At 64.1% G+C, this 22,546-nt stretch carries 22 protein-coding genes; 12 read left to right on the top strand and 10 right to left on the bottom strand.

Annotated features, from left to right (window positions below; translation table 11 throughout):
* Positions 1-24: 24 nt before the first annotated feature.
* Positions 25-918 (bottom strand): GntR family transcriptional regulator, encoded by an 894-nt coding sequence (locus tag BMX61_RS25385; RefSeq protein ID WP_075629939.1) that lies wholly within the window; start codon positions 916-918, stop codon positions 25-27.
* Positions 919-1,344: 426 nt separating this feature from the next.
* Between BMX61_RS25385 and BMX61_RS10385 the strand changes: the two genes are divergently transcribed.
* Genes BMX61_RS10385 through BMX61_RS10375 form a run of 3 tightly spaced genes read left to right on the top strand, consistent with a single transcriptional unit; the run spans position 1,345 to position 5,056 of the window.
* Positions 1,345-2,511: a mannitol dehydrogenase family protein gene (locus tag BMX61_RS10385; RefSeq protein WP_234794649.1), complete on the top strand. Its 1,167-nt coding sequence runs from the start codon at positions 1,345-1,347 to the stop codon at positions 2,509-2,511.
* Complete coding sequence (locus BMX61_RS10380) at positions 2,508-3,518, top strand: zinc-binding alcohol dehydrogenase family protein (RefSeq protein ID WP_075629882.1); 1,011 nt, start codon at positions 2,508-2,510, stop codon at positions 3,516-3,518. Before BMX61_RS10385 ends, BMX61_RS10380 begins: the two co-directional genes overlap by 4 nt.
* 2 nt (positions 3,519-3,520) lie before the next feature.
* Positions 3,521-5,056, top strand: coding sequence for a UxaA family hydrolase (locus tag BMX61_RS10375; RefSeq protein WP_075629941.1), 1,536 nt, complete (start codon positions 3,521-3,523; stop codon positions 5,054-5,056).
* Positions 5,057-5,157: 101 nt separating this feature from the next.
* Here the strand turns inward: BMX61_RS10375 and BMX61_RS10370 are convergent, their stop codons facing one another.
* On the bottom strand, positions 5,158-6,057 hold the full coding sequence (locus BMX61_RS10370; protein WP_075629883.1) for a LysR family transcriptional regulator: 900 nt from the start codon (positions 6,055-6,057) through the stop codon (positions 5,158-5,160).
* 127 nt (positions 6,058-6,184) lie between these two features.
* Entirely contained in the window at positions 6,185-6,316 is a 132-nt protein-coding gene (locus BMX61_RS25325) for a hypothetical protein (RefSeq protein ID WP_267890881.1), read from the bottom strand.
* Between the two features lie 70 nt (positions 6,317-6,386).
* Here BMX61_RS25325 and BMX61_RS10365 point away from each other — a divergent pair, with 70 nt between their 5' ends.
* Positions 6,387-7,706: an MFS transporter gene (locus BMX61_RS10365; RefSeq protein WP_075629942.1), complete on the top strand. Its 1,320-nt coding sequence runs from the start codon at positions 6,387-6,389 to the stop codon at positions 7,704-7,706.
* A 56-nt stretch (positions 7,707-7,762) separates the two neighbouring features.
* Here the strand turns inward: BMX61_RS10365 and BMX61_RS10360 are convergent, their stop codons facing one another.
* On the bottom strand, positions 7,763-8,290 hold the full coding sequence (locus tag BMX61_RS10360) for a YcgN family cysteine cluster protein (RefSeq protein ID WP_075629884.1): 528 nt from the start codon (positions 8,288-8,290) through the stop codon (positions 7,763-7,765).
* Between the two features lie 52 nt (positions 8,291-8,342).
* Between BMX61_RS10360 and BMX61_RS10355 the strand changes: the two genes are divergently transcribed.
* From BMX61_RS10355 to BMX61_RS10345, 3 genes are all read left to right on the top strand, one after another.
* Positions 8,343-10,562 carry a transglycosylase domain-containing protein gene (locus tag BMX61_RS10355; RefSeq protein ID WP_083639644.1) on the top strand — a complete coding sequence of 740 codons (2,220 nt, stop codon included), beginning with the start codon at positions 8,343-8,345 and terminating at the stop codon, positions 10,560-10,562.
* Between the two features lie 503 nt (positions 10,563-11,065).
* Positions 11,066-11,653 (top strand): DUF1214 domain-containing protein, encoded by a 588-nt coding sequence (locus tag BMX61_RS10350; protein WP_075629886.1) that lies wholly within the window; start codon positions 11,066-11,068, stop codon positions 11,651-11,653.
* Positions 11,646-12,191, top strand: coding sequence for a DUF1254 domain-containing protein (locus BMX61_RS10345; protein ID WP_075629887.1), 546 nt, complete (start codon positions 11,646-11,648; stop codon positions 12,189-12,191). Before BMX61_RS10350 ends, BMX61_RS10345 begins: the two co-directional genes overlap by 8 nt.
* An 874-nt stretch (positions 12,192-13,065) precedes the next feature.
* On the opposite strand, the gene BMX61_RS10335 is transcribed toward BMX61_RS10345, so the two are convergent.
* Complete coding sequence (locus tag BMX61_RS10335) at positions 13,066-13,350, bottom strand: hypothetical protein (RefSeq protein WP_075629888.1); 285 nt, start codon at positions 13,348-13,350, stop codon at positions 13,066-13,068.
* Between the two features lie 390 nt (positions 13,351-13,740).
* Here BMX61_RS10335 and BMX61_RS10330 point away from each other — a divergent pair, with 390 nt between their 5' ends.
* The 3 genes from BMX61_RS10330 (at position 13,741) to BMX61_RS10320 (ending at position 16,985) form a co-directional block, all read left to right on the top strand.
* Positions 13,741-14,643 (top strand): SH3 domain-containing protein, encoded by a 903-nt coding sequence (locus BMX61_RS10330; protein WP_075629889.1) that lies wholly within the window; start codon positions 13,741-13,743, stop codon positions 14,641-14,643.
* 471 nt (positions 14,644-15,114) lie between these two features.
* A complete protein-coding gene (locus BMX61_RS10325) occupies positions 15,115-15,627 on the top strand; it encodes a hypothetical protein (RefSeq protein WP_075629890.1) in 513 nt (170 codons plus the stop codon).
* A 320-nt stretch (positions 15,628-15,947) separates the two neighbouring features.
* Positions 15,948-16,985 carry a DUF2336 domain-containing protein gene (locus BMX61_RS10320; RefSeq protein WP_075629891.1) on the top strand — a complete coding sequence of 346 codons (1,038 nt, stop codon included), beginning with the start codon at positions 15,948-15,950 and terminating at the stop codon, positions 16,983-16,985.
* 8 nt (positions 16,986-16,993) lie between these two features.
* On the opposite strand, the gene BMX61_RS10315 is transcribed toward BMX61_RS10320, so the two are convergent.
* From BMX61_RS10315 to BMX61_RS10300, 4 genes are all read right to left on the bottom strand, one after another.
* Positions 16,994-17,338, bottom strand: a complete 345-nt coding sequence (locus tag BMX61_RS10315) for a DUF1491 family protein (RefSeq protein WP_075629892.1) — start codon at positions 17,336-17,338, stop codon at positions 16,994-16,996.
* A 70-nt stretch (positions 17,339-17,408) separates the two neighbouring features.
* Positions 17,409-17,879, bottom strand: coding sequence for a GNAT family N-acetyltransferase (locus tag BMX61_RS10310; RefSeq protein WP_075629893.1), 471 nt, complete (start codon positions 17,877-17,879; stop codon positions 17,409-17,411).
* Positions 17,880-17,935: 56 nt separating this feature from the next.
* Entirely contained in the window at positions 17,936-19,057 is a 1,122-nt protein-coding gene (locus BMX61_RS10305; RefSeq protein ID WP_083639645.1) for a peptidoglycan-binding domain-containing protein, read from the bottom strand.
* The gene (locus tag BMX61_RS10300) at positions 19,032-20,597 is read right to left on the bottom strand and encodes a sensor histidine kinase (RefSeq protein WP_075629894.1); all 1,566 of its coding nucleotides are present in this window, start codon (positions 20,595-20,597) and stop codon (positions 19,032-19,034) included. Before BMX61_RS10300 ends, BMX61_RS10305 begins: the two co-directional genes overlap by 26 nt.
* Before the next feature lie 541 nt (positions 20,598-21,138).
* Between BMX61_RS10300 and BMX61_RS10295 the strand changes: the two genes are divergently transcribed.
* Positions 21,139-21,579 carry a DUF5330 domain-containing protein gene (locus BMX61_RS10295; RefSeq protein WP_075629895.1) on the top strand — a complete coding sequence of 147 codons (441 nt, stop codon included), beginning with the start codon at positions 21,139-21,141 and terminating at the stop codon, positions 21,577-21,579.
* Between the two features lie 113 nt (positions 21,580-21,692).
* On the top strand, positions 21,693-22,133 hold the full coding sequence (locus tag BMX61_RS10290; protein ID WP_075629945.1) for a SufE family protein: 441 nt from the start codon (positions 21,693-21,695) through the stop codon (positions 22,131-22,133).
* Between the two features lie 20 nt (positions 22,134-22,153).
* Here BMX61_RS10290 and BMX61_RS10285 read toward each other — a convergent pair.
* A partial coding sequence (locus BMX61_RS10285) for a transposase (protein ID WP_139198906.1) occupies positions 22,154-22,546 on the bottom strand: 393 nt, incomplete at its 5' end.

Below are 22,546 nucleotides of genomic sequence, written 5' to 3'. Positions count from 1 at the left end.
GGCAGGGTCGGGCCGGCCACCTTCTCAGACGGCCAGTTCGATCGAGGCCAGCAGGGTGGAGCGGGCGGTTTCCAGATGGAGCCGGCTTGCCGCGCGCGCCTTGCCGAGGTCTCGGCTTTCCAGCCCGTCGATATAGGCGAGATGTTCGAGCGCGGCGACATGGTTGCGCTCCTTCTCGTCCTTCTTGTTCCACTGGTAGTGATAGTGGAAGATGACAGACATCACCCCATGGATATTGCCGAGGAAGCGATTGGGCGCCACGCCGTTGACGATGCGGTGAAACCGATGGTCGAGTTCGGAGAAATCGCGGTATCGCCGTTCGAAATTGTCGAGCAGCGCCAGATGCTGCGCGCGAATGCCCGCCAGCGCCTCCCAGGCGGGATGGTCTGACGGCAAAGCGACGAAGCGATCGACGGCACGAAATTCCATGACCTCGCGCATGTCGAACAATTCCTCGACGAAATCGATGGTCAGGCCCAAAGCCCGCCAGCGGCCATTGCTCTGCCGTTCCAAGAGACCGAAATGGCTGAACTTGTTCAGGCATTCCCGGATGGCCGAGCTCGACACGCCGAATTGCCGGGCAAGATCCAGCCCGTTGATGACGGCGCCCGGCCGGCAATCCGGCCCGACCATCCAGGCCATGAACTTGCGCTCCAGCATTTCGGGCAGCGGCTCCAGCCCGGCGGCATCGAGATAATCGTCCCGGCAGGGCAAGCGCAGCAGCCGGCGCTGCCGGCCGTCCGTTGCCATGATGCCCAAGGCCTCGAGCGCGGTGAGAACCGCCCGAACCGTGGTGCGGCTCACGCCGAGCAGGGCGGCCAGCGCCGGCTCGGATGGCAGAGCCTCGCCAACCGGCTGGCGTGCCAGAAGGTCGAGGCTTTGATTATGCGCCCTGCGATAGATCACATTGGTCTTCATCGCCTGTCCCGTCTCACGGCCCAAGCCGCGTGCCCCGAAGCCATCCGCCGCCGCAGGAAAGGCCCATGTTTTTTCTGGCTGGCGATTGAATTTAAAAAACAGATTGCTCCCCGGCAAGATGTCTTTTATCCAAAAAGAACAGGAATGCTGGACCATGGGTGCGCTTATGTGCGTTGCCAAGACCCAGCGCGCCTTCGAGGGAGCGGGAGGGACAATGACCATTGCGCAGAGAAATTCTCGCAGGATGCGTCGTGTGCTTGGTCCGCAACGATGATGGCGGCAGATTCGGCCGGCCAGGCATGCGAGACGCATGTGCTTGGGATGAGGACAGGCTTTGGCCACGGGGCAGGGCCAGGCTGAGGGAGGCAAAATGACTGATGACCATCGCCGTCCGCATCGGGACGGATGCGCCGGACAGGCGACCCCATGAGCGGCGGCACCCTGCACCAGGGATCGATGCGGAACGCACGCACGGGCGCCGGATTGATTCTGCAGTTCGGCACAAGCCGTTTTCTCCAGGCCCATGCCGATCTCTTTCTGCACGAAGCGCGCGCAGAGGGGCAGGACGTGCCCGACGTGGTGATCGTGCAGACCTCCGGCGCGCCGGAACGGGCTGGCCGTCTGGCCGCCTTCAGCGATCCCGCTGGCTTCCCCGTGATCATTCGCGGGCTGGAAAATGGGGAGAAGGTGGACCGCAGCATCGCGGTGCAAAGTGTCAAGCGTGGCCTCTCCACAGCCACCGACTGGCCGGAGATCGTGCGGCTCTTTGCCGAGGAGGCCACGTATATCTTTTCCAATACCGGCGACAGCGGTTATGCGCTGACGGTCGGCGAGGCCGCGCGCGGCCTTGGCGTCGAAGCGCCGCTGCCCTCCTTTCCGGCCAAGCTCGCCCAGCTGCTCCAGGCGCGCTACCAGGCCGGCGGCGCGCCGCTGACGCTGCTGCCTTGCGAACTGATCAACGGCAATGGCCCGGTACTCAAAGGCATCGTCATGGATTTCGCCAAGGATGCCGGGGCCGATGCCGCCTTTCTGGCCTGGCTGGACAGGGCGGTGATCTTCGCCAACACGCTGGTGGACCGGATCGTCTCCGAACCGCTGGAGCCCGCCGGCGCCGTGGCCGAGCCCTATGCGCTCTGGGCGATCGAGGACGCGCCGGGGCTCGCTTTGCCCTGCCGGCATCCCGCCATGGTGCTGGTGCAAGACATCGAGCCGCATGAGCGGCTGAAGCTGCATATTCTCAACCTCGGTCATACGGTGCTGGCCGAGATGTGGCAGGCGCATCGACGGCGGCAGGACGAAACGGTGCGGGAGATCGTCAGCGACAGCTGCGTGCGTGGCCGGCTGGACGCCGTCTATCGCGACGAGGTGATCCCCGGCTTTGCCGCCCATGGCATGGGCGAGGAGGCAGAGGCCTATGTGCAGACCACGCTGGCCCGCTTCCTCAACCCGTTCCTCAAGCACCGGCTGGCCGATATCGCCGGAAACCACGAGTTGAAAGTGGCGCGGCGGATCGGCGCCTTTCTCGACTGGGCCGGCACGCCGGCGCCGGTGCTCGCCGACCTCGCATCCCGATATGGCAGGACATCCTCATGAAAGCGCTTCTTTGCGACGAACCCGGCCGCCTCACTCTGGTCCACCGCCCGATGCCTGTGCGGGCGCAGGACGAGGTGCTGGTGCGCATTCGCCATGTCGGCATCTGCGGCACCGATTTCCACATCTATGCCGGCAAGCATCCCTTTCTCGAATATCCCCGGGTCATGGGCCATGAGCTTTCCGGGACGGTGGAGGAAGCGCCCGAAGGGAGTGGCCTGGCTGCCGGGCAGCCGGTCTATATCGTGCCCTATCTCTCCTGCGGGCACTGCCACGCCTGTTCGAAGGGCCTGACCAATGCCTGCCAGAACATCCGCGTGCTCGGCGTTCATTGCGATGGCGGCATGGCGGAATATCTGTCCGTTCCCGTGCGCAATGTCGTGCCGACGGGCAAGATCGCGCTTGAGGACGCGGCGATGATCGAATTCCTTGCCATCGGCGCCCATGGCGTCAAGCGCGGCGGCATCACGGCAGCCGACCGCGTTCTGGTGACCGGCGCGGGGCCGATCGGCATGTCGGCGATCATCTTCGCCAAGGCGCGCGGCGCCGAGGTGGCGGTGATGGACACGCGCGAGGACCGGCTGGCCTTCGCGGCCGAGGGGCTTGGCGCCGACTACACGCTGATGGCCGATGCGGATGCCGACGCCGCCATCGCGCGCCTGACGGAGGGCAATGGCTTCGACGTGGTGATCGACGCCACCGGCAATGCGGGACCGATGCAGCGCGGCTTCGCCTTCCTCGCCCATGGCGCGCGCTACGTGCTGCTTTCGGTCGTGCGGTCGGACATCACCTTCGCCGATCCGGAATTCCACAAGCGCGAGGCGACGCTGTTTGCCAGCCGCAACGCGCAGCCGGATGATTTTGCCGAGGTGGTGCGCCAGATGGAGGCCGGAAACGTGCCGACGCGGGCGCTGAACACCCATACCGGGCGCCTTTCCGATGCCGTCTCGCTGTTTACCGAGTGGTCGCGGCCGGAGGCCGGCGTGATCAAGGCGATCCTGGAGGTGTGATGATGGCGACGACGCGCACATTGCGGCTGAGCCCGCAGGACAATGTGGTGGTGACGCTGGCCGATCTGCCGGCCGGCAGCCCGATCGACGGGACGACAGTAGGCATGCTGACCGCGGTGCGCGTGCCGCGTGGCCACAAAGTGGCGGCGGAGCCGATCGCGGCCGGCGCACCGATCCGCAAATTCGGCCAGATCATCGGTTTTGCCAGCGTCGACATCGCGCCGGGCGATTGGGTGCACGAGAAGAACGTGACCATGGGCGAGGATTTTGCCCGTGACTATGCCTTCGCCGCCGAAGCCCAGCCGCCCGAGGGCCTGCGCCAGGGCGAGACGCCGGCCTTCTTCGCAGGCTTTCGCCGCGCCGACGGGCGCGCGGGCACGCGCAACTATATCGGCATCCTCTCTTCGGTGAACTGTTCCGCCACGGTCGTCGATTACATCGCCGACGAGATCAACCGCTCCGGCATCTTGGCCGACTACCCCGGCATCGACGGCATCGTGCCCTTGCCGCATGGCCAGGGCTGCGGCATGGCCGGGCGCGGCGAGGCCTTCGATGTGCTTTCCCGCACGCAATGGGGCTATGCGAGCCATCCGAATTTCGCCGCCGTGCTGCTGGTCGGACTGGGTTGCGAGGTTTTCCAGATCCCCCGGATGAAAGAGCGCTACGCCATCGCCGAGGGCGAGCATTTCCAGTCGCTGACGATCCAGGAGATCGGCGGCACACGCAAGGCCGTGGCGGCGGGCGTCGAGCGGGTCAAGGCGATGCTGCCCTTTGCCGCCCAAGCCAAGCGCGAGGCCATTTCTGTATCGGAGCTGACGCTGGCGCTGCAATGCGGCGGTTCGGACGGCTATTCCGGGCTGACGGCCAATCCGGCGCTGGGTGTGGCCGCCGATATGCTGGTGCGTCAGGGCGGCACGGCCATTCTGTCCGAGACCCCCGAGATCTATGGCGCCGAACATCTGCTGACGCGCCGGGCCGAGAGCGTCGAGGTCGGCCAGAAAATTGTCGATCTCATTGACTGGTGGGACGACTACACCGCCCGCAATGGCGGCGAAATGAACAACAATCCCTCGCCCGGCAACAAGGCGGGCGGTCTTACGACGATCCTGGAAAAATCGCTCGGCGCCGTCGCCAAGGCCGGCAGCTCGACGCTGCGCGGCGTTTACCGCTATGGCGAACGCATCGACCGCAAGGGCCTCGTCTATATGGACACGCCCGGCTACGATCCCGTGGCGGCCACCGGTCAGGTGGCCGGCGGCGCCAATGTCCTCTGCTTCACCACAGGGCGCGGCTCGGCTTATGGCTGCAAGCCGGTTCCCTCGATCAAGCTCGCCACCAACAGCGAACTCTATGCCCGCATGACCGAGGACATGGACATCAATTGCGGAGATATCGTCGAGGGCGTCAGCCTGGAGGAAAAGGGCCGCGAAATCTTCGACACGGTCCTGGCCATCGCCTCCGGCAGACAGTCGAAATCGGAAGAGCTCGGCTATGGCCGCAATGAGTTCGTGCCCTGGCAGATCGGCGCGGTGATGTGAGCCACACAGGCGCGGCGCAGGGCGGCTAAGCCTGGGCGCCTGTCGGTGACCTGTTCGGTGTCCGACCGTGATTTCCCTGAGCCGGCTTCGGGTTCTGGCCGTTACGCGGACGCGCGGAATGTGTCGAAGATCAACGCCCGCAGCCAGCGATGCACGGGATCGGCGTCCATTCGCGGGTGCCATGCCTGGACGATGCTGAAGCCGGGCACGACCACCGGCAGGGCGAAGGTTCTGACATCGCTTGTCGTCACGGAATTGCGGTGGGACTGCGGGATCGAGCCGATCAGGTCGGACGTCGCGGCAACGGTGATGACGGCCGGAAAGCTTGGCACGATCAGCCTGACATCGCGCTGGACGCCGAGGTCGGCAAGCGCGGCATCGATTGGGCCGGCAAAGTCTGCTTTCGTCGAGAAGAGCACGTGGCCCCAGGCGAGATAGGCCTCGACCGTGATCGGATCCGCATCGAAGATCGGATGCCCCGCTCTGGCAACGCCGACATAGAGGTCATCGAACAGGGTCTGGCAGCGCAGTTCGCCACTTTCCCGCGGGAGCACGCCGATATCGAGATCGACGGTCCCGTCCCTCAAGCTGTGAATGTCCTTGTCCGATCGCGGCGCGAAACGCAGCCGGATGCCCGGCGCCGCATTGGCAACGGCGGCGCTGAGGCTTGCGGCATAGATCAGCACGAAAGCCTCGTTGGCGCGGATGGTGACATCGCGCCGCACCTTGGAGATATCGAGGCCTGACACGGGACTGAGAACGCCGTGCACAGCCTCCGTCAGCCCGCGCACCTCCTGCGCGATGGAAAGCGCATGCGGCGTCGCCACCATGCCGCGCCCGGCCGGTACCAGGATCGGGTCGCCCAGCGCCGCCCTTAGGCGCGCAAGCGTGCGGCTCATGGCAGAGGTGCTGAGCCCGAGCCGTCGCGCGGCGGCCGACACGCTTCTTTCTCGCAGCAAGGCGTCCAGCGCCACGAGCAGGTTGAGATCAAGATCGGACATCGCTCGCACCCCGGGTCACATTCAACCCACCATCTCTTCCAATCGGATTCAAACCGAGAGCATCCGCTATTTTCAGGGCTGCGTAGAACAGGCAGCTTTCTCTTGAAGCCGCAGGATGTTGCCGCCATTAGGCTGCAAGACGGAGAAGTGCACCACCCATGGCGTCGGATGCAAGCTTCTGTTGATTGTGTTGCGTCTGGCGCTGCAGGTCAACCGGGATTAAATCGATCGGCATCGGAAAAGACGAGGAAATCTCCATGTCCGCCACCTTCACCGCAACAGGCTCTCAAGACGGGCTGGCCACACCTCGGCGGCATCTGGCCGTCGCCATGCTGCTGTTGACGCTGGTTCTCGTGGTTCTGGATGGGGCCATCGCCAATGTCGCCCTGCCGTCGATCGCGCTCTCGCTGCATGCCGAAGCAAGCAGCGCCGTCTGGGTGGTCTCGGCCTATCAGCTGGCCGTTCTGGTCGCCATCCTGCCCTGCGGGGCGCTGGGCGAGATCCATGGCGCGCGGCGGGTCTATCTGATCGGTGTGGCACTGTTCACGCTTGCCTCGGCGGCTTGTGCGCTGGCAGGCGATCTCCGTTTGCTGATCCTCGCCCGCTTCGTCCAGGGCCTCGGCGCAGGCGCGATCATGGCGCTGGCGATGATGAACCTGCGCCTGGCCGTGCCGCAGCGGATGCTGGGCCCGATCATCGGCATCAATGCCATGGTCATTGCCATTTCGTCCGCCGCCGGCCCTGGCATCGCCGGCGCCATCCTGTCCGTCACCACCTGGCCCTGGTTGTTCGCGGTCAACATTCCGCTTGGGATCATCGTGCTGCTGGGCGGCCGCCTGCTCGCCCAGGTCCAAGGCACGCGCGGCACGCTGAACCTCAAGGCCCTCTTGGCCAATACGCTGATGTTCATCCTGTTCTTCTGCGGGGCGGAGCGAATCGCGACGGCGCCGGTGCCGGGCCTGCTGCTGATCGCCGCCGCGCTCGGCTGCCTTGTCTTTCTGCTCCGGCTGGAGCGCGGCAGCAAGGCGCCGCTCGTTCCGACGGATCTCTTGGCGACGCCGGCCTTCCGCGTGGCGGTCACCGCATCGGTCTTCTGCTTCTGCGGCCAGATGCTAAGCGCGATTGCCCTGCCCTTCTACCTCCAGCACAGCTTGAAGATGCCGCCTGTCATGGCTGGCCTCTACATGATGCCCTGGCCCGTTGCGACCGCGATCGTCGCGCCCCTCTCGGGACGCATGGCCAACCGCCTGAAGACGGCATGGCTCTGCGCCCTCGGCGGGGGTCTGCTGGCGCTCGGCCTTCTCATAGCCGGTCTCAGCCCTCCCGATCCCAAGGGCATCGTCTTTCTCATCGGCACGATTCTGGCGGGCATCGGTTTCGGCCTGTTCCAGACGCCGAACAACCGCATCCTGCTCTTGTCGGCCCCCAAGGCCAGAAGCGGTGCGGCAGGCGCCATGCAGGGCACGGCGCGGCTTCTCGGCCAAACGCTGGGCGGAATTTCGATGTCGATCCTCTTTGCGGCCCTGCCGGTCACGATAGCCTTGCACTATGCCGTGATGATCGCAGCCGCCTGCGCGGCCATTGCCAGCCTGGTGAGCCTCAGCCGGGCGCGCTACGAGGCAGGAGGGCTGGCTGCCGCCGCCACCTGATGCCGTCTCTCAACGGCCAGAGGCGTTCAGCCTATAGGCCGGAGCTGTGGCTCCGGTCACCTTTTCGCGATCAGTTCGCCGGCCGGGTCGAGAGGCCAGTCGACCACATGGTCCTCGAAATCGTCAATGTCGATATCGTCTTCCAGAAGAGTGCGGCCTCTTGCGGAGATGCCGGCCTGATGGACGGTTTCCGGATCGCCCGAGACGAGCGGATGCCACCAGGACAGATCCTCACCGTCACGCACCTTGCGATAGCCGCAGGTCGGCGGCAGCCAGGTCAGCGTGCGCACCTCCTCCGGCGTCAGCTGGATGCAGTCGGGCACGGTAGCCTGCCGGTTGGGATAGTCGCGGCAGCGACAGCTTTGCCCGTCCAGAAGCGTGCAGCGAATCTCCGTCCAGACGATCTCGCCCGTGTCCCAATCCTCCAGCTTGTTGAGACAACAGAGGCCGCAGCCATCGCACAGGCTTTCCCATTCCGCACCGGTCATCTCCTCCAGGCTCTTGACCTTCCAGAAGGGTTGGTCGACCGTCTGGTCTTCCGCCTCCGGGCCCAAGAGCAAGGATCTGTGGATTTCGTGCGACATGGGTCGAGGCGCTTTCCGTTGTTAAGGCGCTGAGAGAGAATCTGGCCGTAGAATGAAACGGCCCGACGTGCAACATTTGGGCAGGCCTTGCCGCCGAAACAAGCAGGACGTGCCTTTGCCTCACGCAAACGAAGACGAGAACAGGCCGAGAAAGCGCCATATCTTTCTACGGATCGACGCCTGGATCGACTCCACCGTCTGGACCGCCGGCTTCCGTTTTGCCGAATGGTGGGAAGATGTCACCATCTTTTTCCGCCGCTTCCGCATGCGCGGATGGAAGCGCTGGCTGTTCGAGATTCTCGGCGAAGGCATGACCTGGGGCACCGTCGGTTCGGTTCTCCTCCTGGCGCTGGCCCTGCCCGCCTTTCAGGAAACCAAGGGCAATTGGCGCGCGCAGAGCGATTTCGCCGTCACCTTCCTCGACCGCTACGGCAACGAGATCGGTCACCGCGGCATCATCCACGAGGATTCGGTGCCGGTCGATCAATTGCCGGATACGCTTGTCAAAGCGGTGCTGGCGACAGAGGACCGGCGCTTCTTCGATCATTACGGCATCGATTTTCTGGGCCTTGCCCGCGCGCTGACGGAAAACGCGCGCGCCGGCGGCGTGGTCCAGGGCGGCTCGACACTGACGCAGCAGCTCGCCAAGAACCTCTTCCTCTCCAATGAACGCACCATCGAGCGCAAGATCAAGGAAGCCTTCCTCGCCTTCTGGCTGGAATGCAACCTGTCCAAGAAGGAAATTCTCGGCCTTTATCTCGACCGCGCCTATATGGGCGGCGGCACCTTCGGCGCGGCTGCGGCGGCGCAGTTCTATTTCGGCAAGGCGATCACCGATATCAATCTGGCCGAATCGGCCATGCTTGCCGGCCTGTTCAAGGCGCCTGCCCGCTATGCGCCGCACGTCAATCTGCCGGCTGCGCGCGGGCGCGCCAATGAGGTGCTGACCAATCTCGTACAAAGCGGGCTGATGACCGAGGGTCAGGTCATCGCTGCGCGGCTCAATCCCGCCAGTGTCGTCGACCGCGCCCGGCAGCAGGAGGCGCCGGACTTCTTTCTCGACTGGGCCTTCGAGGAGGTGCAGCGCATCGCCGCGCCCTTTGCCCAGCATTCGCTGATCGTTCGCACCACCATCGACATGGGCCTGCAGAAGGCGGCCGACGACGCCGTGGAAACGGCCTTGCGCGAATATGGCGAGAGCTATCGCGTGAAGCAGGGCGCGCTGGTGATGGTGGAAAATGGCGGCGGCGTGCGTGCGATGGTGGGCGGGCGCGACTATGGGGAGAGCCAGTTCAACCGCGCCACCAAGGCGCTGCGCCAGCCGGGCTCCTCCTTTAAGGTCTATACCTATGCTGCGGCGATGGAGAAGGGCTTTACCCCGGAAACGGTGATCAGCGACGCGCCGGTGACCTGGCGCGGCTGGTCGCCGCAAAATTACGGCCGCTCTTATTCCGGCAAGGTCACGATTTTGACCGCGATCGCCAAATCGATCAACACCGTGCCGGTGCGGCTTGCCAAGGATGAGCTCGGCATCGACCGGATCGTCAAGATGGCGAAGGATATGGGCGTCGAAACACCCATTCGGTCGGACAAGACCATCCCGCTCGGCACCTCGGAACTGACCGTGATGGATCAGGCGACCGGCTATGCCGTGTTTCCCGCAGGCGGCTTTCAGGCGCGCCGACATGGGATCAGCCAGATCCTGAACTATGACGGCGACATTCTCTTCGACTTCAACCGCGATGCGCCGCCGGCCCGCCGGGTCTTGAGCGAGAAGGCGGCGACCAACATGAACCGGATGCTGACGCAGATCCCGATCATCGGCACGGCGCGCAAGGCCGCGCTCGACAGCGTGCTCTCGGGCGGCAAGACCGGGACCACCCAGGCCTATCGCGATGCCTGGTATGTCGGCTTCACCGGCGACTACACGGCTGCCGTCTGGTTCGGCAATGACGACTACACCTCGACCAACAACATGACCGGCGGTTCGCTTCCGGCCATGACCTTCAAGCGGCTGATGGACTACGCCGAGCAGGGCATCGAGCACCGGCCGATCCCCGGCGTGGACATGCCCGCCCCTGCCAAGAAGGACAAGGCGCCGGCCAAGGCCGAAGGCATGGTGGAAGGTGAGCTTCCCCCACCGCTGCGCCCGCGCATGCTCTCCAGTGAAACCACGGCCCTTCTGAAGACGCTGGCCGACCGCTTCACCGCCGCGCCTGCCCTTCGTCCGGAGCCGAAAGCAGGCGGCACCGTTGCGGCGGCCACGCAATGAGAGCGGGCATCGTGCTGTCGACATCAGCGCCATCGGCCGTCTCTGGCCTATCAGATCGGAGAGGGGCGACTGACTTCCGGAAAATCCCGGCGGGAAAACAAAATCTTAGAGCATCGGTCCGAATCCTGTCACAGGACATGACGCAAAGGGTTCGCGCCTTGGCGGCCCCCTCATCCGACCCTTCGGGCCACCTTCTCCCCGCTGGAGAGAAGAGACATGCCGCGCCGTCTTACGTCACCTCTTGCGTTGGAAAACCGGCCATATCCTTATTCCTCAGCGCTCGATTGAGCTGCTACGCTATCGCCCTGGTCTCTTCTTCCCATCGGGGAGGAGGTGGCGCCCGCCGGATGAGGGGGCGGCCAAGCCAACAAATGCGCGTAGTGGACTATGGATCCCTATTTTCGACCCGATGCTCTGGCATGCAGGGCAGAGATTTTCCGGCTAAAAACATGGCATTCCTCCGCCCTTTTCGCTCTCCTCTCGATCTCTGCTAAAGGCGACCCGTGTTCCGCGTCCCGCTTCTCGTCGCGCTGGCCCTCAGCATCGCCTTCGGCCTTGGCATCGCCTCGGCCGTTCAGGCGTTGAAAACGACCGTTGGCTTCGGCGTCATCACGCTTGGGCCCTGGACGGCCTATCCCAATGCGCAGACATCGGCCGCCGATCCTTACGCGCGCGCGCACCGCGCCCGGCAGGGGCGGCTGCTCTATGGCGGGGCGGAAGGTCTGCAATTCATCGCCGCGACCGATAGCGCCGGACAGCCGCTCGATGGACGCTGCCGCTACGACATCGTCGGGCAGACGCCGGTCGCCCGTTTCTGGACCCTCTACATGGCCGATGCGCAGGACCGGGCCATTTCAGCCGCGCCCGAACTTCCCACCGCGCTCAATGCCTGGACGGCGCTGCATGAGGCGGAGGGCAGGATCCTGATCCATGTCTCCGCCAGGGCTGAGCCTGACAATTGGCTCGCGTCGAAAGCCGCCGGCCCCTACCGACTGGTCTTCACCCTCCTGGACACGCCGACCGCCGGCTCCTCCGGCCTGATCGAGGTGACCATGCCGGAGATCCGCCAGACAGGATGCGGCCATGCGTAAGCTTCTCTACGCGGTTCTGCTCGGTCTGATCGGGGCGGCCATGTTGCATATCGTGCTGATCCTCGGCCTGCCGCGCTTTTCCACCGGCGATGCCTATAGCCGGGTGCTTGGGCTGTTCGAGATGGACAGCTTCTTTTCCCTGACCCGCGAGCCCGGCGCCACCGGCTTGTCCGACGACGACCCGTTTCTGCGCGTCGCGGTCTGCGGCTTTTCCGTTGCGGGCGGCCCGGTGCGCTTCACCGCCTCGGGCGACGTACCCTTCTGGTCGCTGGCGCTCTATGACAGCACATCCAATGAGGTGTTCAGCATGAATGACGCCACGGCCGTCAATCGCCAGCTGGATGTGATCGCCGCCACGCCGCGCCAGTTGACCGACCTGCGCAAACTGCCTTCCGACGCCTTGGGCCCAGCCATTCTCGTGGAGATGCCGGATCAGGAAGGCTATGCCGTGCTGCGCGCGCTGGCACCGACGCCGAGCTATGAGGAAGGCGCACGCGCGTTTCTGGCTAAGGCAGGCTGCGATACGGTTCGACCATGAGCTCTGCTGGGGCACGTTTTAGTGAAGCGGCAAGCGTGGGAAGGACAGAGTGCTGGGCCTGGCAGGTCCGCGAAAATTGGCATGAGCCAATGGAAAAGCTGTTCACGCATTCTGCGCGATGCAATCGTCTGCCCCAGCGATTGTGTGCGAAATGGGGGAAACTTTTAGGGGCGCTTGTTCAAGCTGCCATATGATATGATTGCTCGCCTTGCGCATCATGCGCCAGGGCGTACAAGCTGACAGAGTTGCGCCGTTCATCGGCCGCCGAAAGCCGCAGTGGCAGAGGCAGGCAGCAAAAGGGCGCCTTAATGCGTGCCGGAGTTCAGCGGCTGCGGCATGTCGCGCTGCGGCTTCTGGTCCTCGATCCGCTCGTAGCGGATACCGGTGAACATCAGCACAACGGCGTCTTGTCCGGCCTGCGCCGGCGTTGCAGATCGGCGGCTCGCGCGAGCCGCATGGTCTTGCAATCGGATTACGTCTGCCATTCTCGTCTCCAACGCGGGGTTTGAGAGGGATGAATACGACACAGATTTCACCCTGCCCTGTCCGGGCTGACGCGTTGAGCGAGTGTCGCCCTGCCGCGTCGTCCTGGTTTCTCCTTCCGCCGGATTGTTCCGGCTTTCCTTGGGCCGGGCTTGCCGACCTCGATACAACGGGTCCATCGTCGCATCTTCAACATGATTTGGCCACAGCTTCGTTAACAGCTGCTTAACGCACCTTAACGCAGATCTGACCAGAGAAACCATCGCCGTGTTCCGAATGGCTGAATTGACGCGTTTTTCGCGTCCGCAGCGCATTTGCAGCAGCTGCGGACGCGGGGTCCACGTATGATTCGGTCGATTATATTAGACCGTTATTAACGTTTGGCCGCCCTTTAGCGACGGAACAACATGCCCATGACGAAGGAGATGCCGGCAATTGTGGCGAGCGTCGAGATCGGCTCGGCACGTACGCGCTCGCGCAGGCGGTCAGCCATTACCTCGGCTTCCGACTGAACGACGGCCTTGGCGCTGTTGCCGATTGCAGAGACGGAATCGGTCAGCCGCGAAATTTCAGAACGCAAATCCGCGATCTGCGCATCGAGATCTGCCTTGGCGACGCTGGCTTCCACCTCGGACGCACCGTCATTGAGAACGGAAGCGAATTTCTTTTCGACCATAGCTACGGGCTCCTGTTTAGCTGTGCCTTTAACGCGCAATGCTGCGAATAGTTCCCCACGGCAATTGGCTCGACCTCATGCGCGTGAGACGTCTCTTGTGCAAAGCCGGCCAAGGCGTCGCGAGGTCCGCAATGGATGCCAAATGGCCACGGAATGCCGGCACCTGCTTGAATTCGGCCTTGAATTTGCCAGAGTGCCACCTGAGGAACTTCCTGAGGGCCGCACACGTTTTCTCGCGCTGGCGCAGAATTGCGTGAAGCGGCTCCAGACGTCCTCGAAAGATGCATGCTCATGCTTTCGTCCGAGCTACGGGGAGCGGGCGGCGGATCGGCGCATTGTCATGTTCATAGGGAGAGTTTCGTGTTCAACTCCAGATTTCGACGGCATGTCATGGTCGGCGCAGCGCTTCTCGCCGCCAGCCTGTTTCCGTCGCTTGCTCAGGCCGCGGCCGGCTTTGCCACCGCCAATGTCAACATGCGCTCCGGCCCCAGCACCCGCTATCCGGCCGTCACCGTCATTCCCGTCGGCACGTCGGTGGAAATCCACGGGTGCCTGGCCGAGGTTCCGTGGTGCGATGTCTCATTCCGCTTCGGCCGGGGCTGGGTGGCTGGGCGCTATCTGCAGACGCTCTATCGCGAGCGGCGCGTCTATGTGGCGCCGGAATATTACCGTCCGCTCGGCATTCCCACGATCACCTTCGATGTCGACAGCTACTGGACGCGCAACTATCGCAGCCGCGATTTCTACCGCGATCGCGACTACTGGCGCGAATGGCGCGGTTGGCGCGATGACCGCCCGCTGCCGCCCCGCCCGCCGCGCCCGCGTGACGGCGACCGGCCCCGCTGGGAACCGGATCGTCCGCGCTGGGAGCAGGACCGCCCGCGTTGGGAGCGCGACAATCGCGACCGGCAGAACTGGGAGCGCGAGCGCAACGATCGTGACAGGCAGAATTGGGACCGTGACCGGGAAAACCGCGAGCGCGACCGCCTGAACCGCGAACGCGATCGCGACAATCGCCAGCTCGACGAGCGCAACCGCGAACTCGACCGTCAAAACCGTGAGCGTGATCGCCAGAACTGGGACCGCGACAGCCGTGAGCCCGGGCGCGATCCGGGCCGTGATCGCGGCCGCGGCGAATGGGACCGGGGAGACCGTGGCGGTGATCGGGACAGGGGCGATCGCGATCGCCAGAACCTCGAGCGCAACCCCGCCCGCGACGATGCCGACCGCGCCCGCATCCGCCGCCCCGAAGGCGCCTGCATGCCGGGCGATGCGAACTGCGCACCGCGCTGAGAGACCAAGCAAAGAAGGATCACAAGAGGGGCTTGCGAGCGGTTTGTTCTCGCAAGCCCTTATTTCATGGATTTCGAAAGACTATATACTTCATCTGATCTGCTCGTAATGCCCACCTGCTCAATGGTTTAGCAGTCATGCCTTCTATTTTTTAAGGCGATTTACTGGAAGCGTTTGATTACCAGAACTTGAAATCGTCCTGCGGTATAGGCTTGTATCGTGCTTACACGCGTTGAAGATCGCCCAGCTTCGTGTTATTAATGGTTCGCTTTTATGAGGTGTTCGAAAATGGTTTCGGTAACTTTGCCTAAAAGTCATGTTGAGACCCAGGACGGGCATGAGACTCATTGCGAGCGCTTGCTTCGTATTGCCGAAGAGGCGAAAGACGCAAAGTCGAATGGCGGGGTCACGATCACACGAATGACGCGCGAGGAACGCCGGATCGCTCTTTTTCCACGATAAAATCCTGAAATGGATGATGTGTTGAAGCTCCCCAGGATTCAGGGGAAGCCACTTGAAGTCATTGTCTCACCGCATTTTAAAGCGAACTCATATTATCGGGGAAAACCGGAGCTCGAAGAGCATGTGCTCGATATTGTCGATGCCATCGTCCAAGGAAAGCCACTCCCTCACTGGGCCTACCGCAGCGGCATAGATAGCAACGATCCACCCGATAGTGTGTTAGCGCGCTATGGGATCATGCATCTGCATTTGGGTTCGAAAGCATCGAGCGAACTCCTCTTCCTGATGCAATTTCAACATCACGTCGTCATTTTGGCGATCGGCAATCACAAGCACTTCGCAGAGGATCCGCCGGGAAGCCTGCTTCATCAGTTTCACCAGAGAAAGGTGATAGAGCTGAACGCCCTCCGAGAAGAACAACGCGTTGCGGACGAAGCCGCAGCTGCGCGCGAAGCAGGAGACCGCAAGAGAGCCAGGGCAGCCGCAATCAAAAGCGGCATTTTTCCCCGCAAGAAAGACTAAGTGCCGTCCCATTGATGAGGGTATCAGTCTTTCACGCATCAAGCCTATGTCGGGAAGCGTGCAAAATTGGCGATTAGCATGACGGCCGACGACATCCGTCTTTGCACGCCACCCAACTGTCCCACCGCATCATGTGACCCTGCTGCCACAGTCGTCCCAGTTTGTGACAGCGGATCTTAGTATCTTTTTTACCCTTAATGTCTCGTTAACCACGCGTGCCTACAGTCGGAGTTCATCTTCGGCCGGACTTCAGGGCCATGCCCCGCCCGCCTGACCGAAGCCACTTACTTCCTGTGTTGCGTGCGAGTGGGTGTTAAGACATGTCTGATCGGTTCCGGGAATTGGAGAAAACGCAGGGCAGCCGGGTCAAGGATGTTGTTCTCCTGGCGACGGTGACAAGCTTCGAGGCGCTGCGCCAACCTCGCAAAGCCGATCTGCGCCAGTTCGAGGAGCTGTTCGTTCCGCTTTTCGCCGCCTCCAGCGACGAGGCAAGGCGGCAGGCGGCATCTGCGCTCTCGCGCTGCCACCATGTGCCCGCGTCCGTCGCCTATCAGATCGGCAGCGCGCCGATTGCCATTGCCGCCCCTTTCCTCGCGGGATCACCCGCCATCGACGAGACCATGCTGATCGCGCTCGCGCGCAGCCAAAGCATCGACCATGCCGAGGCCATTGCCCGGCGGGACGATCTGTCGCCGGCGCTGATCGAAGCGCTGGTGGAACGACGCCAGCTCGCCCAGGGCGGGCTCGATGCGGCAGCGGGCCGTCTGATCGAAATGCCGGCCATTCCCGCGCATGCACAGCCACCAGCCGAGCGCGATGAGCGTCTGCGCCAGGACCTGAAGGCGATGATGCGTCGCACGCCGTCGCAGCCGGAACCGCAGATGCCGAGCCTGCCGGCGGTCGATCCCAGCCACGGCGCGCTGCTCGTGCGCTTCGCCCGGCTCGGCGAGGTCAACATGCTGGCTTCGTGCCTGGCCGCCGTGCTCGGCGCCGATCTCTCGCTCGGCGAGCGCCTGGTTCTCGATGTCTCGGGCCAGCAGCTCGCCACGGTGCTGGTGGCGCTGAAGCTGCCGATCAGCGACCGGCTGACGATTCTGAGCTATCTCTATCCCTATCTGGCGGAGATCATCGACGGCCGCTCCCGCGCGGAACTCATGCTCGACGCGCTTGACGAGGCGGCCTGCGCCGCCCGCGTCGCCAGCTGGCTCGACACGGCTGGAAAAAGCGAGCGCACGCCCCAGGCCATCAGCTATCTGGCCGCCAACAGGGAAAAGGACGCCCGCCGCCCCGGCCTCCATGCCGCGCCGAGCCGCCCCGCCCTGCCCGCCCGCGCCCGGCTTGCGCCCGGAAAGGGTTAAGTCGGGAGTTAAGCCTGCGGCGCCAGCGGCACGAGGCCTTCGAGCGTCTCGCATTCGAGCTCGACGACCCAGCAATCGGAGTCGAACCGCAGCTCGCGGGCAATCAGAACATCCGCCTCCTCGGCGGCTCCATCGGTCAGACGAAGCTCGAACAGACGATCGCCGCTCTCTTCCCCGGACAACAGGCTTTGCGGCGCCGGGCCGGCCACGCTCTCGCGGCCATCGCGCCGGCGTTGCCTGAGAAAGATCGCCCCGGCTTCGGCCGCACCCTTGTGCAGAACGGCGGCATAGCCGCCATCGGCAAAAACCCGGCGCAGGAGGGCGGAGACGAAAAGATCGGAACGCAGACGCATGATGGCGGGCTTAGCAGCTTCGTCCGCCTGGCGAAAGCCGGGGCGATGGCGCGCTGACGACAGCCTGTGATCAGGACAGAGACAGCTTGTAGCCCAGATGCGTCGCTTCAAAGCCCAGCCGCTCATAGAAGCGGTGCGCATCGGCGCGCTGCCTGTCGGTCGTCAGCTGCATCAAAACGCATCCACGCGACCGGCTATAGGCGATCGCCCAGCGGATCATTGCCTCGCCGATCTGCCGGTTGCGGTGGGACGTGGCGACCCGCACCGCCTCGATCTGCGCGCGTTTTGCCCCGCGACGCGACAGGCCGGGAATGATCGTCAGCTGCAACGTTCCGACAGTCTCCTCGCCGTCTTCGACCACGCAAAGAAACTGATTGGCGTCGGCGGCTATCTCTTGGAAGGCGGCACGGTATGGGGCGAGGTCCTCCAGCGCCGCAGCCTCACGCTGGGCGCTCAGGGAATCATCGGCCAGGAGGCGCACCAGGATCGGCAGGTCGGCCTCGTTTGCCTGGCGGAAGATCAAAGGTGGCACTTCGTTCATCCTCCCCATCGGCGGCTAAAGGCCGGGCCCATGCGGTGCTGGTCCCAACCCTGTCCTTAGATCGCTCCGATCGCCTTCAGCTTTTTCAGCACCGTGATGCTCGGCTCGCCGGTTTCCGGCAGGCGGTAGTGTTTCTCGAAATGGCGTATCGCGGCGCGGGTCTGCTCGCCGGCGACGCCATCGGCCTGCACATCGCCATAGGCGAGATGAATCAGTCCACGCTGGATTTGCAGAACCAGACTGGAGTTCGCTGCGCCATCGGGCTTGCTTGCATCGGGCTTGCTTGGATCGGGTTTGCCGGCCTGCGCTTTCGCCGCGCCGGGCTTGGCGCTGGCCGCCGGGGGCTCGGCTTCGGCGGCGCGGATCGCGGCAGCGACGGGATCGATGCCACCGGTCGACAGGTCGGCATTCTGCATCGGCCGCTGGCGTGGCGTGACGATCGGCCCCGGGGGCGGGCTGGCAGCCAGCCGCACCAGCAGGTCCTCGCTGGGCTGGCCGGTCTCCGTCAGGCCAAGGCGACGCTGGGCGCTGCGGATCGCCGCGGCAATGCGTGGGCCACTGCGCCCATCCACCGGCCCGCTATAGGCGCCATTGGCTTTCAGCACCTGCTGCGTGCGCAAGAGGAGGTCGTTGTCGCCAGCCTGTTCAGGAGGCTGTGGTGTCATCGCCGGATCCGAGGCCGCCGTCTCCTCCGCTGGCGGAGCGGCCGTGTCGGGGGCGGCGATGCGCGCCGGTTTCAAGGCGCTGCCTGCCGCTTCGTCCTTGTCGTTGCCGGATTTTTCCCGCTCGATCAGAAAGGTCGTGACGTTTTTCGGCGGCTCCTGCGGCAAGGCGGCCAGCCGGTCGGGCTGGGCATGGGTGAAAGGCAGGCGCGTGCGCAACCAGGGGGCAGGATGCTGGCCCGGCTGATACCAGAGCGCATTGGCGGCGACGAAAGCAAAGACAACGGCAAACAGCGTCAGGCCGCCGAGGGTGGCGGGCCGGCGGCCGATCAGCCAGACGATGCCTTGCAGAACCCGAAGGAACAGGCCGGGCCGGGCGGTTTTGGCGGCCGCGCGCGCTGCCTGGGCTGTCTTGGATGCCGGACGCGGCGTCGCGCCTTTTTGCGCAGACGGCTTGCCAACGGGCGTACGGGATGCGCCGGCTTTGGGCTCAGGCGCTTTTGGCGTGCGGGCCATGGGCAGAGCCTCCTTGTCGCAAGGCCACCTCGTCCGGCGCGGCCGTGCGGCCACCGTCGACGCGAACGGTCAGACGAGGAGGGAATTCGACCGGAGCCGGCAGCGCGACATCCGGCTCGGCCGGCGACGAAATGCCGGATCCATCGATCGGCAGGCTCACGGTCATCACCGTGCCCTCGCCCAGGCGGCTTTCAACCAGCAAACTGCCGCCATGTAGCGCGACCAGGCCCTTCACCAGCGCCAAGCCGAGGCCCGTGCCCTCATAGTTGCGGGCATAGGCGCTTTCGATCTGCATGAAGGGCTGGCCAAGCAGGGCCAGCTTTTCGGGCGCGATGCCGATACCGGTATCGGACACGACGAATTTGATGTTGGCGCCATCGGTTTCCGCATCGATGGTTACCAGCCCGCCACGGCCGGTGAACTTGATCGCATTACCGACGAGATTGATGAGAATCTGCTGAACGGCGCGGCGATCGGCATGAAGCTCGCCGAGCCCGCGGGCGATGCGGCTCGTCAGCTGCACGCCCTTGTTTTCAGCCTGAAGCTTCAGCATCGCTTCACAGGCCTTCACCACCCCGCGCACCTCGAACGGATCGGCCACGACCTCATAGCGCCCGGCCTCGATCTTGCTCATATCCAGCATGGTGTTGACGACCGAGAGCAGATGGCTGCCGGACTGGTGGATCAGGCCGACATATTCGCGCTGGCGGTCGTTTTCCAGGCGGCCGAAATATTCCCCCGCCAGCACGTCTGAAAAGCCGAGAATGGCATTGAGCGGCGTGCGCAGTTCATGGCTGACGGCGGCGAGAAACCGGCGCTTGGCCTCATTGGCGCTTTCGGCCTGGGCAGCCTTCTCCGCAGCGTCCTGGCGCAGGGCGACTTCGGCCGAAATATCGCGCGTCTGCACGATCACCGCCATTTCGCCGTCGGGCGTCTCATGCGGTGTCATATCGCAGCGCAGATAGACGAACTGCGTCTGCTCGCCCGACAAGGTCGGCCGTTCGAAACGCAGTTCCACCGCCTGTTCGCCCGCGCCCTGGCGCAAGCTATCGAGCGCGCGCAGGAAGAGAATGCGGTCGGAGACATGAATATGATCGACGAAACCGCGGCCGGCGAGCGGACGCATCCAGTCGGAAAATTGCGCCTTGTCGCGCCCGCGTACCGCCAGGACCTGACCGGAGCGGTCATGCACGGTAACCAGTCCGGCGAAGCGGTCGTACAGCGCCAGTTCGTCCTCCGGGTCGCGCGGGGCCGGCGCCTGATCGGCCATCTCGCGCGCGCAGCCGCGCAGCAGCGCGATGCCGCCGACGGCGCAGACCAGCGATGCAGCCAGAACGAGTGCGGTGCCGGCCGGCAGGGCAATGGAGGCGGGAAGCAAAAGCGAGAGGAAGGCGGGCAGGATCGCCAAGGCGATCGCCATGCAAAGCGCCACGATGCGCACGAGGCGCAGCTCGGCTTTGGAAACGCTGGTCCCGGTCGTCGGCCGTGCAAGCCAGGCCTGCGCGATGCCGTCCACGCGCTCCCCGACCCGCCTACCCATGCTCCGCAATACGCTCAACGCCGGACCCTGTCGTCATTCTTGCGCCGGCCGAAGCCGGACTTATGCGGGGCGGAAACGGTGGCCGACCCTCATGGTCGCGCTCCTTCGGCCCATCGCGAATCTCGCATTCGTGGCTTAACGAAAGGATAAATAACCCCTTTGTGCCCTGCGAAAGCGGCCTGCGGCAGGTGCATTTCCGGCACCTTCCAGGCCCTTGCTGATCTTATGGTTAACGCAGCGTAAGCCCTGATTTCATGAGATTTTCAGCGGGAGGTTAAGCATTGCGGCGCTGCGAACGGATGGTAAGCCCACGGCGGCAGGCTTGCAGCCTTGGCTTGGCGCCATAAACCTTAATGCCGGTCACTCAAATGCCGCGAAAATGCGATTCAAAGGCAGAAAGATCGAATTTGACGAGAAGTCGTGGAAAAGGCCGCCAATCCTGGAAAACGGCTTTTGTCGACTCGGCCACTAGGGTCTTCGTGGCGGCCGGGCGATGCTCCGGGGCCTGGCAGGGCGGGACGACCGCGGTGGAGGCGATGACATGTGGTTTCTGATCAAGGGCAGCTTCTGGTTTGCGCTCGTTCTCGTTCTCCTGCCCTTCGTGGTGCCGGGGGAGGAGACGGCTCGCCAGGACAGGTCCGCGGTCGATATGGGCGCTACGGTTTCGGCCGCCACGGAAGCACTCACCTATATCAGCGCGCTCTGCGTGCAAAAGCCCGACGTCTGCGACAAGGGCGCGGAGACCGTGAACGCGCTCGGCCAACGGGCCCGCGACGGCGCGCGCATTGCCTATGAGTTCCTCGACCACCAGTTCGCCGGTGGCGAAGCCACCGTGACCACCGGCACAATTGCACCGAAGAAGCCGACCGAGGCGCACGAGGAAGCCGGCCTGCCGGCACTTAAAACCGCGCCCGCCGAGGACATCCTGCCCCTGCATGTTCCCGTACCGGCACCCCGCATTGCTCCTGCCAGCGGTTCTTGAGGCTGGGTCTCGCCAGCACGCGCTAATCCGCAAAGCCGCCGCGCTGCCCCTACATCCCTTTCCATGTGCCGACAGCGGTTCTCAAGCGCGCGCGCCTTCAGTATAAGGGCGGCATGACACAGACCCCTTCCATTCCGCCGCTTGCCGAGATTCTCGAAAACTGCGCCTTTCTCGAGGATTGGCAGGATCGCATGAGCTATGTGATCGAGCTCGGCCGCGCCCTCCCTCCCCTGCCGGACGCGGAGCGCACGGCCGAAAACAAGGTGCAGGGCTGCGCCAGCCAGGTCTGGCTCGCCTCTCACGCCGAGCCGATGGAAGACCCGACCGATCCGGTGCTGCGGTTCGACGGCGACTCGGATGCCCATATCGTGCGAGGGCTGGTCGCCATCGTGCTCGCCATCTATTCCGGCAAACGGGCCTCGGAAATCCTGGCAACGGACGCATTGGCGCTCTTCTCGCAGATGGGCCTGATCGAATTCCTGACCGCGCAACGCGCCAACGGCCTGCGCTCTATGGTCAACCGCATCAAGGCAGAAGCCGCCGCCGCTGTTTAGCTGTCTAAAGCATGTCGCATTTATTCAGCCTCATATCCTGCGGCTTTGAAGAAGTTTCGGCATTCGGTGACGGAGAAGAGGCTGATGATGTCACCGAGGGCTTGGGCAAGCGCGTCGAAGCTTCTGGCGGCTCGCTTTCGTAAGAGCGCCTTGAGCTTTGAGAACGCCATTTCGATGGGGTTCAGGTCCGGCGAATAGGGCGGCAGGAAGAGCAGCCACGCTCCCTTGGCCTTGACCAACTGTTCTGCTCGTTCACTTTTGTGGAAACCGACATTGTCGAGAATGACGACATCGCCGGGCGACAGTGTCGGCACAAGCTGTGTCTCGATCCATGTTTCAAAGATGCGGCCGTTCATCGGCGCATCGACAATCCACGGCGCGGTCAGGCCATGGCAGCGCAGTCCGGCGATGAA

The sequence above is a fragment of the Xaviernesmea oryzae genome, assembly GCF_900109605.1.
GTDB classification, from domain to species: domain Bacteria; phylum Pseudomonadota; class Alphaproteobacteria; order Rhizobiales; family Rhizobiaceae; genus Xaviernesmea; species Xaviernesmea oryzae.
The sequence above is the reverse complement of the archived record's forward strand: the minus strand, read 5'-3'. Positions and strand labels throughout refer to the sequence as shown.

What these genes read in the sequence shown, in the direction of transcription:
- BMX61_RS25385 (WP_075629939.1), bottom strand. Translation starts at nt 918, where the DNA reads ATGAAGACCAATGTGATCTATCGCAGGGCGCATAATCAAAGCCTCGAC.
- BMX61_RS10385 (WP_234794649.1), top strand. Translation starts at nt 1,345, where the DNA reads ATGAGCGGCGGCACCCTGCACCAGGGATCGATGCGGAACGCACGCACG.
- BMX61_RS10380 (WP_075629882.1), top strand. Translation starts at nt 2,508, where the DNA reads ATGAAAGCGCTTCTTTGCGACGAACCCGGCCGCCTCACTCTGGTCCAC.
- BMX61_RS10375 (WP_075629941.1), top strand. Translation starts at nt 3,521, where the DNA reads ATGGCGACGACGCGCACATTGCGGCTGAGCCCGCAGGACAATGTGGTG.
- BMX61_RS10370 (WP_075629883.1), bottom strand. Translation starts at nt 6,057, where the DNA reads ATGTCCGATCTTGATCTCAACCTGCTCGTGGCGCTGGACGCCTTGCTG.
- BMX61_RS25325 (WP_267890881.1), bottom strand. Translation starts at nt 6,316, where the DNA reads ATGGAGATTTCCTCGTCTTTTCCGATGCCGATCGATTTAATCCCGGTT.
- BMX61_RS10365 (WP_075629942.1), top strand. Translation starts at nt 6,387, where the DNA reads ATGCTGCTGTTGACGCTGGTTCTCGTGGTTCTGGATGGGGCCATCGCC.
- BMX61_RS10360 (WP_075629884.1), bottom strand. Translation starts at nt 8,290, where the DNA reads ATGTCGCACGAAATCCACAGATCCTTGCTCTTGGGCCCGGAGGCGGAA.
- BMX61_RS10355 (WP_083639644.1), top strand. Translation starts at nt 8,343, where the DNA reads ATGAAACGGCCCGACGTGCAACATTTGGGCAGGCCTTGCCGCCGAAAC.
- BMX61_RS10345 (WP_075629887.1), top strand. Translation starts at nt 11,646, where the DNA reads ATGCGTAAGCTTCTCTACGCGGTTCTGCTCGGTCTGATCGGGGCGGCC.
- BMX61_RS10335 (WP_075629888.1), bottom strand. Translation starts at nt 13,350, where the DNA reads ATGGTCGAAAAGAAATTCGCTTCCGTTCTCAATGACGGTGCGTCCGAG.
- BMX61_RS10330 (WP_075629889.1), top strand. Translation starts at nt 13,741, where the DNA reads ATGGTCGGCGCAGCGCTTCTCGCCGCCAGCCTGTTTCCGTCGCTTGCT.
- BMX61_RS10325 (WP_075629890.1), top strand. Translation starts at nt 15,115, where the DNA reads ATGGATGATGTGTTGAAGCTCCCCAGGATTCAGGGGAAGCCACTTGAA.
- BMX61_RS10320 (WP_075629891.1), top strand. Translation starts at nt 15,948, where the DNA reads ATGTCTGATCGGTTCCGGGAATTGGAGAAAACGCAGGGCAGCCGGGTC.
- BMX61_RS10315 (WP_075629892.1), bottom strand. Translation starts at nt 17,338, where the DNA reads ATGCGTCTGCGTTCCGATCTTTTCGTCTCCGCCCTCCTGCGCCGGGTT.
- BMX61_RS10310 (WP_075629893.1), bottom strand. Translation starts at nt 17,879, where the DNA reads ATGAACGAAGTGCCACCTTTGATCTTCCGCCAGGCAAACGAGGCCGAC.
- BMX61_RS10305 (WP_083639645.1), bottom strand. Translation starts at nt 19,057, where the DNA reads ATGGCCCGCACGCCAAAAGCGCCTGAGCCCAAAGCCGGCGCATCCCGT.
- BMX61_RS10300 (WP_075629894.1), bottom strand. Translation starts at nt 20,597, where the DNA reads ATGGGTAGGCGGGTCGGGGAGCGCGTGGACGGCATCGCGCAGGCCTGG.
- BMX61_RS10295 (WP_075629895.1), top strand. Translation starts at nt 21,139, where the DNA reads ATGTGGTTTCTGATCAAGGGCAGCTTCTGGTTTGCGCTCGTTCTCGTT.
- BMX61_RS10290 (WP_075629945.1), top strand. Translation starts at nt 21,693, where the DNA reads ATGACACAGACCCCTTCCATTCCGCCGCTTGCCGAGATTCTCGAAAAC.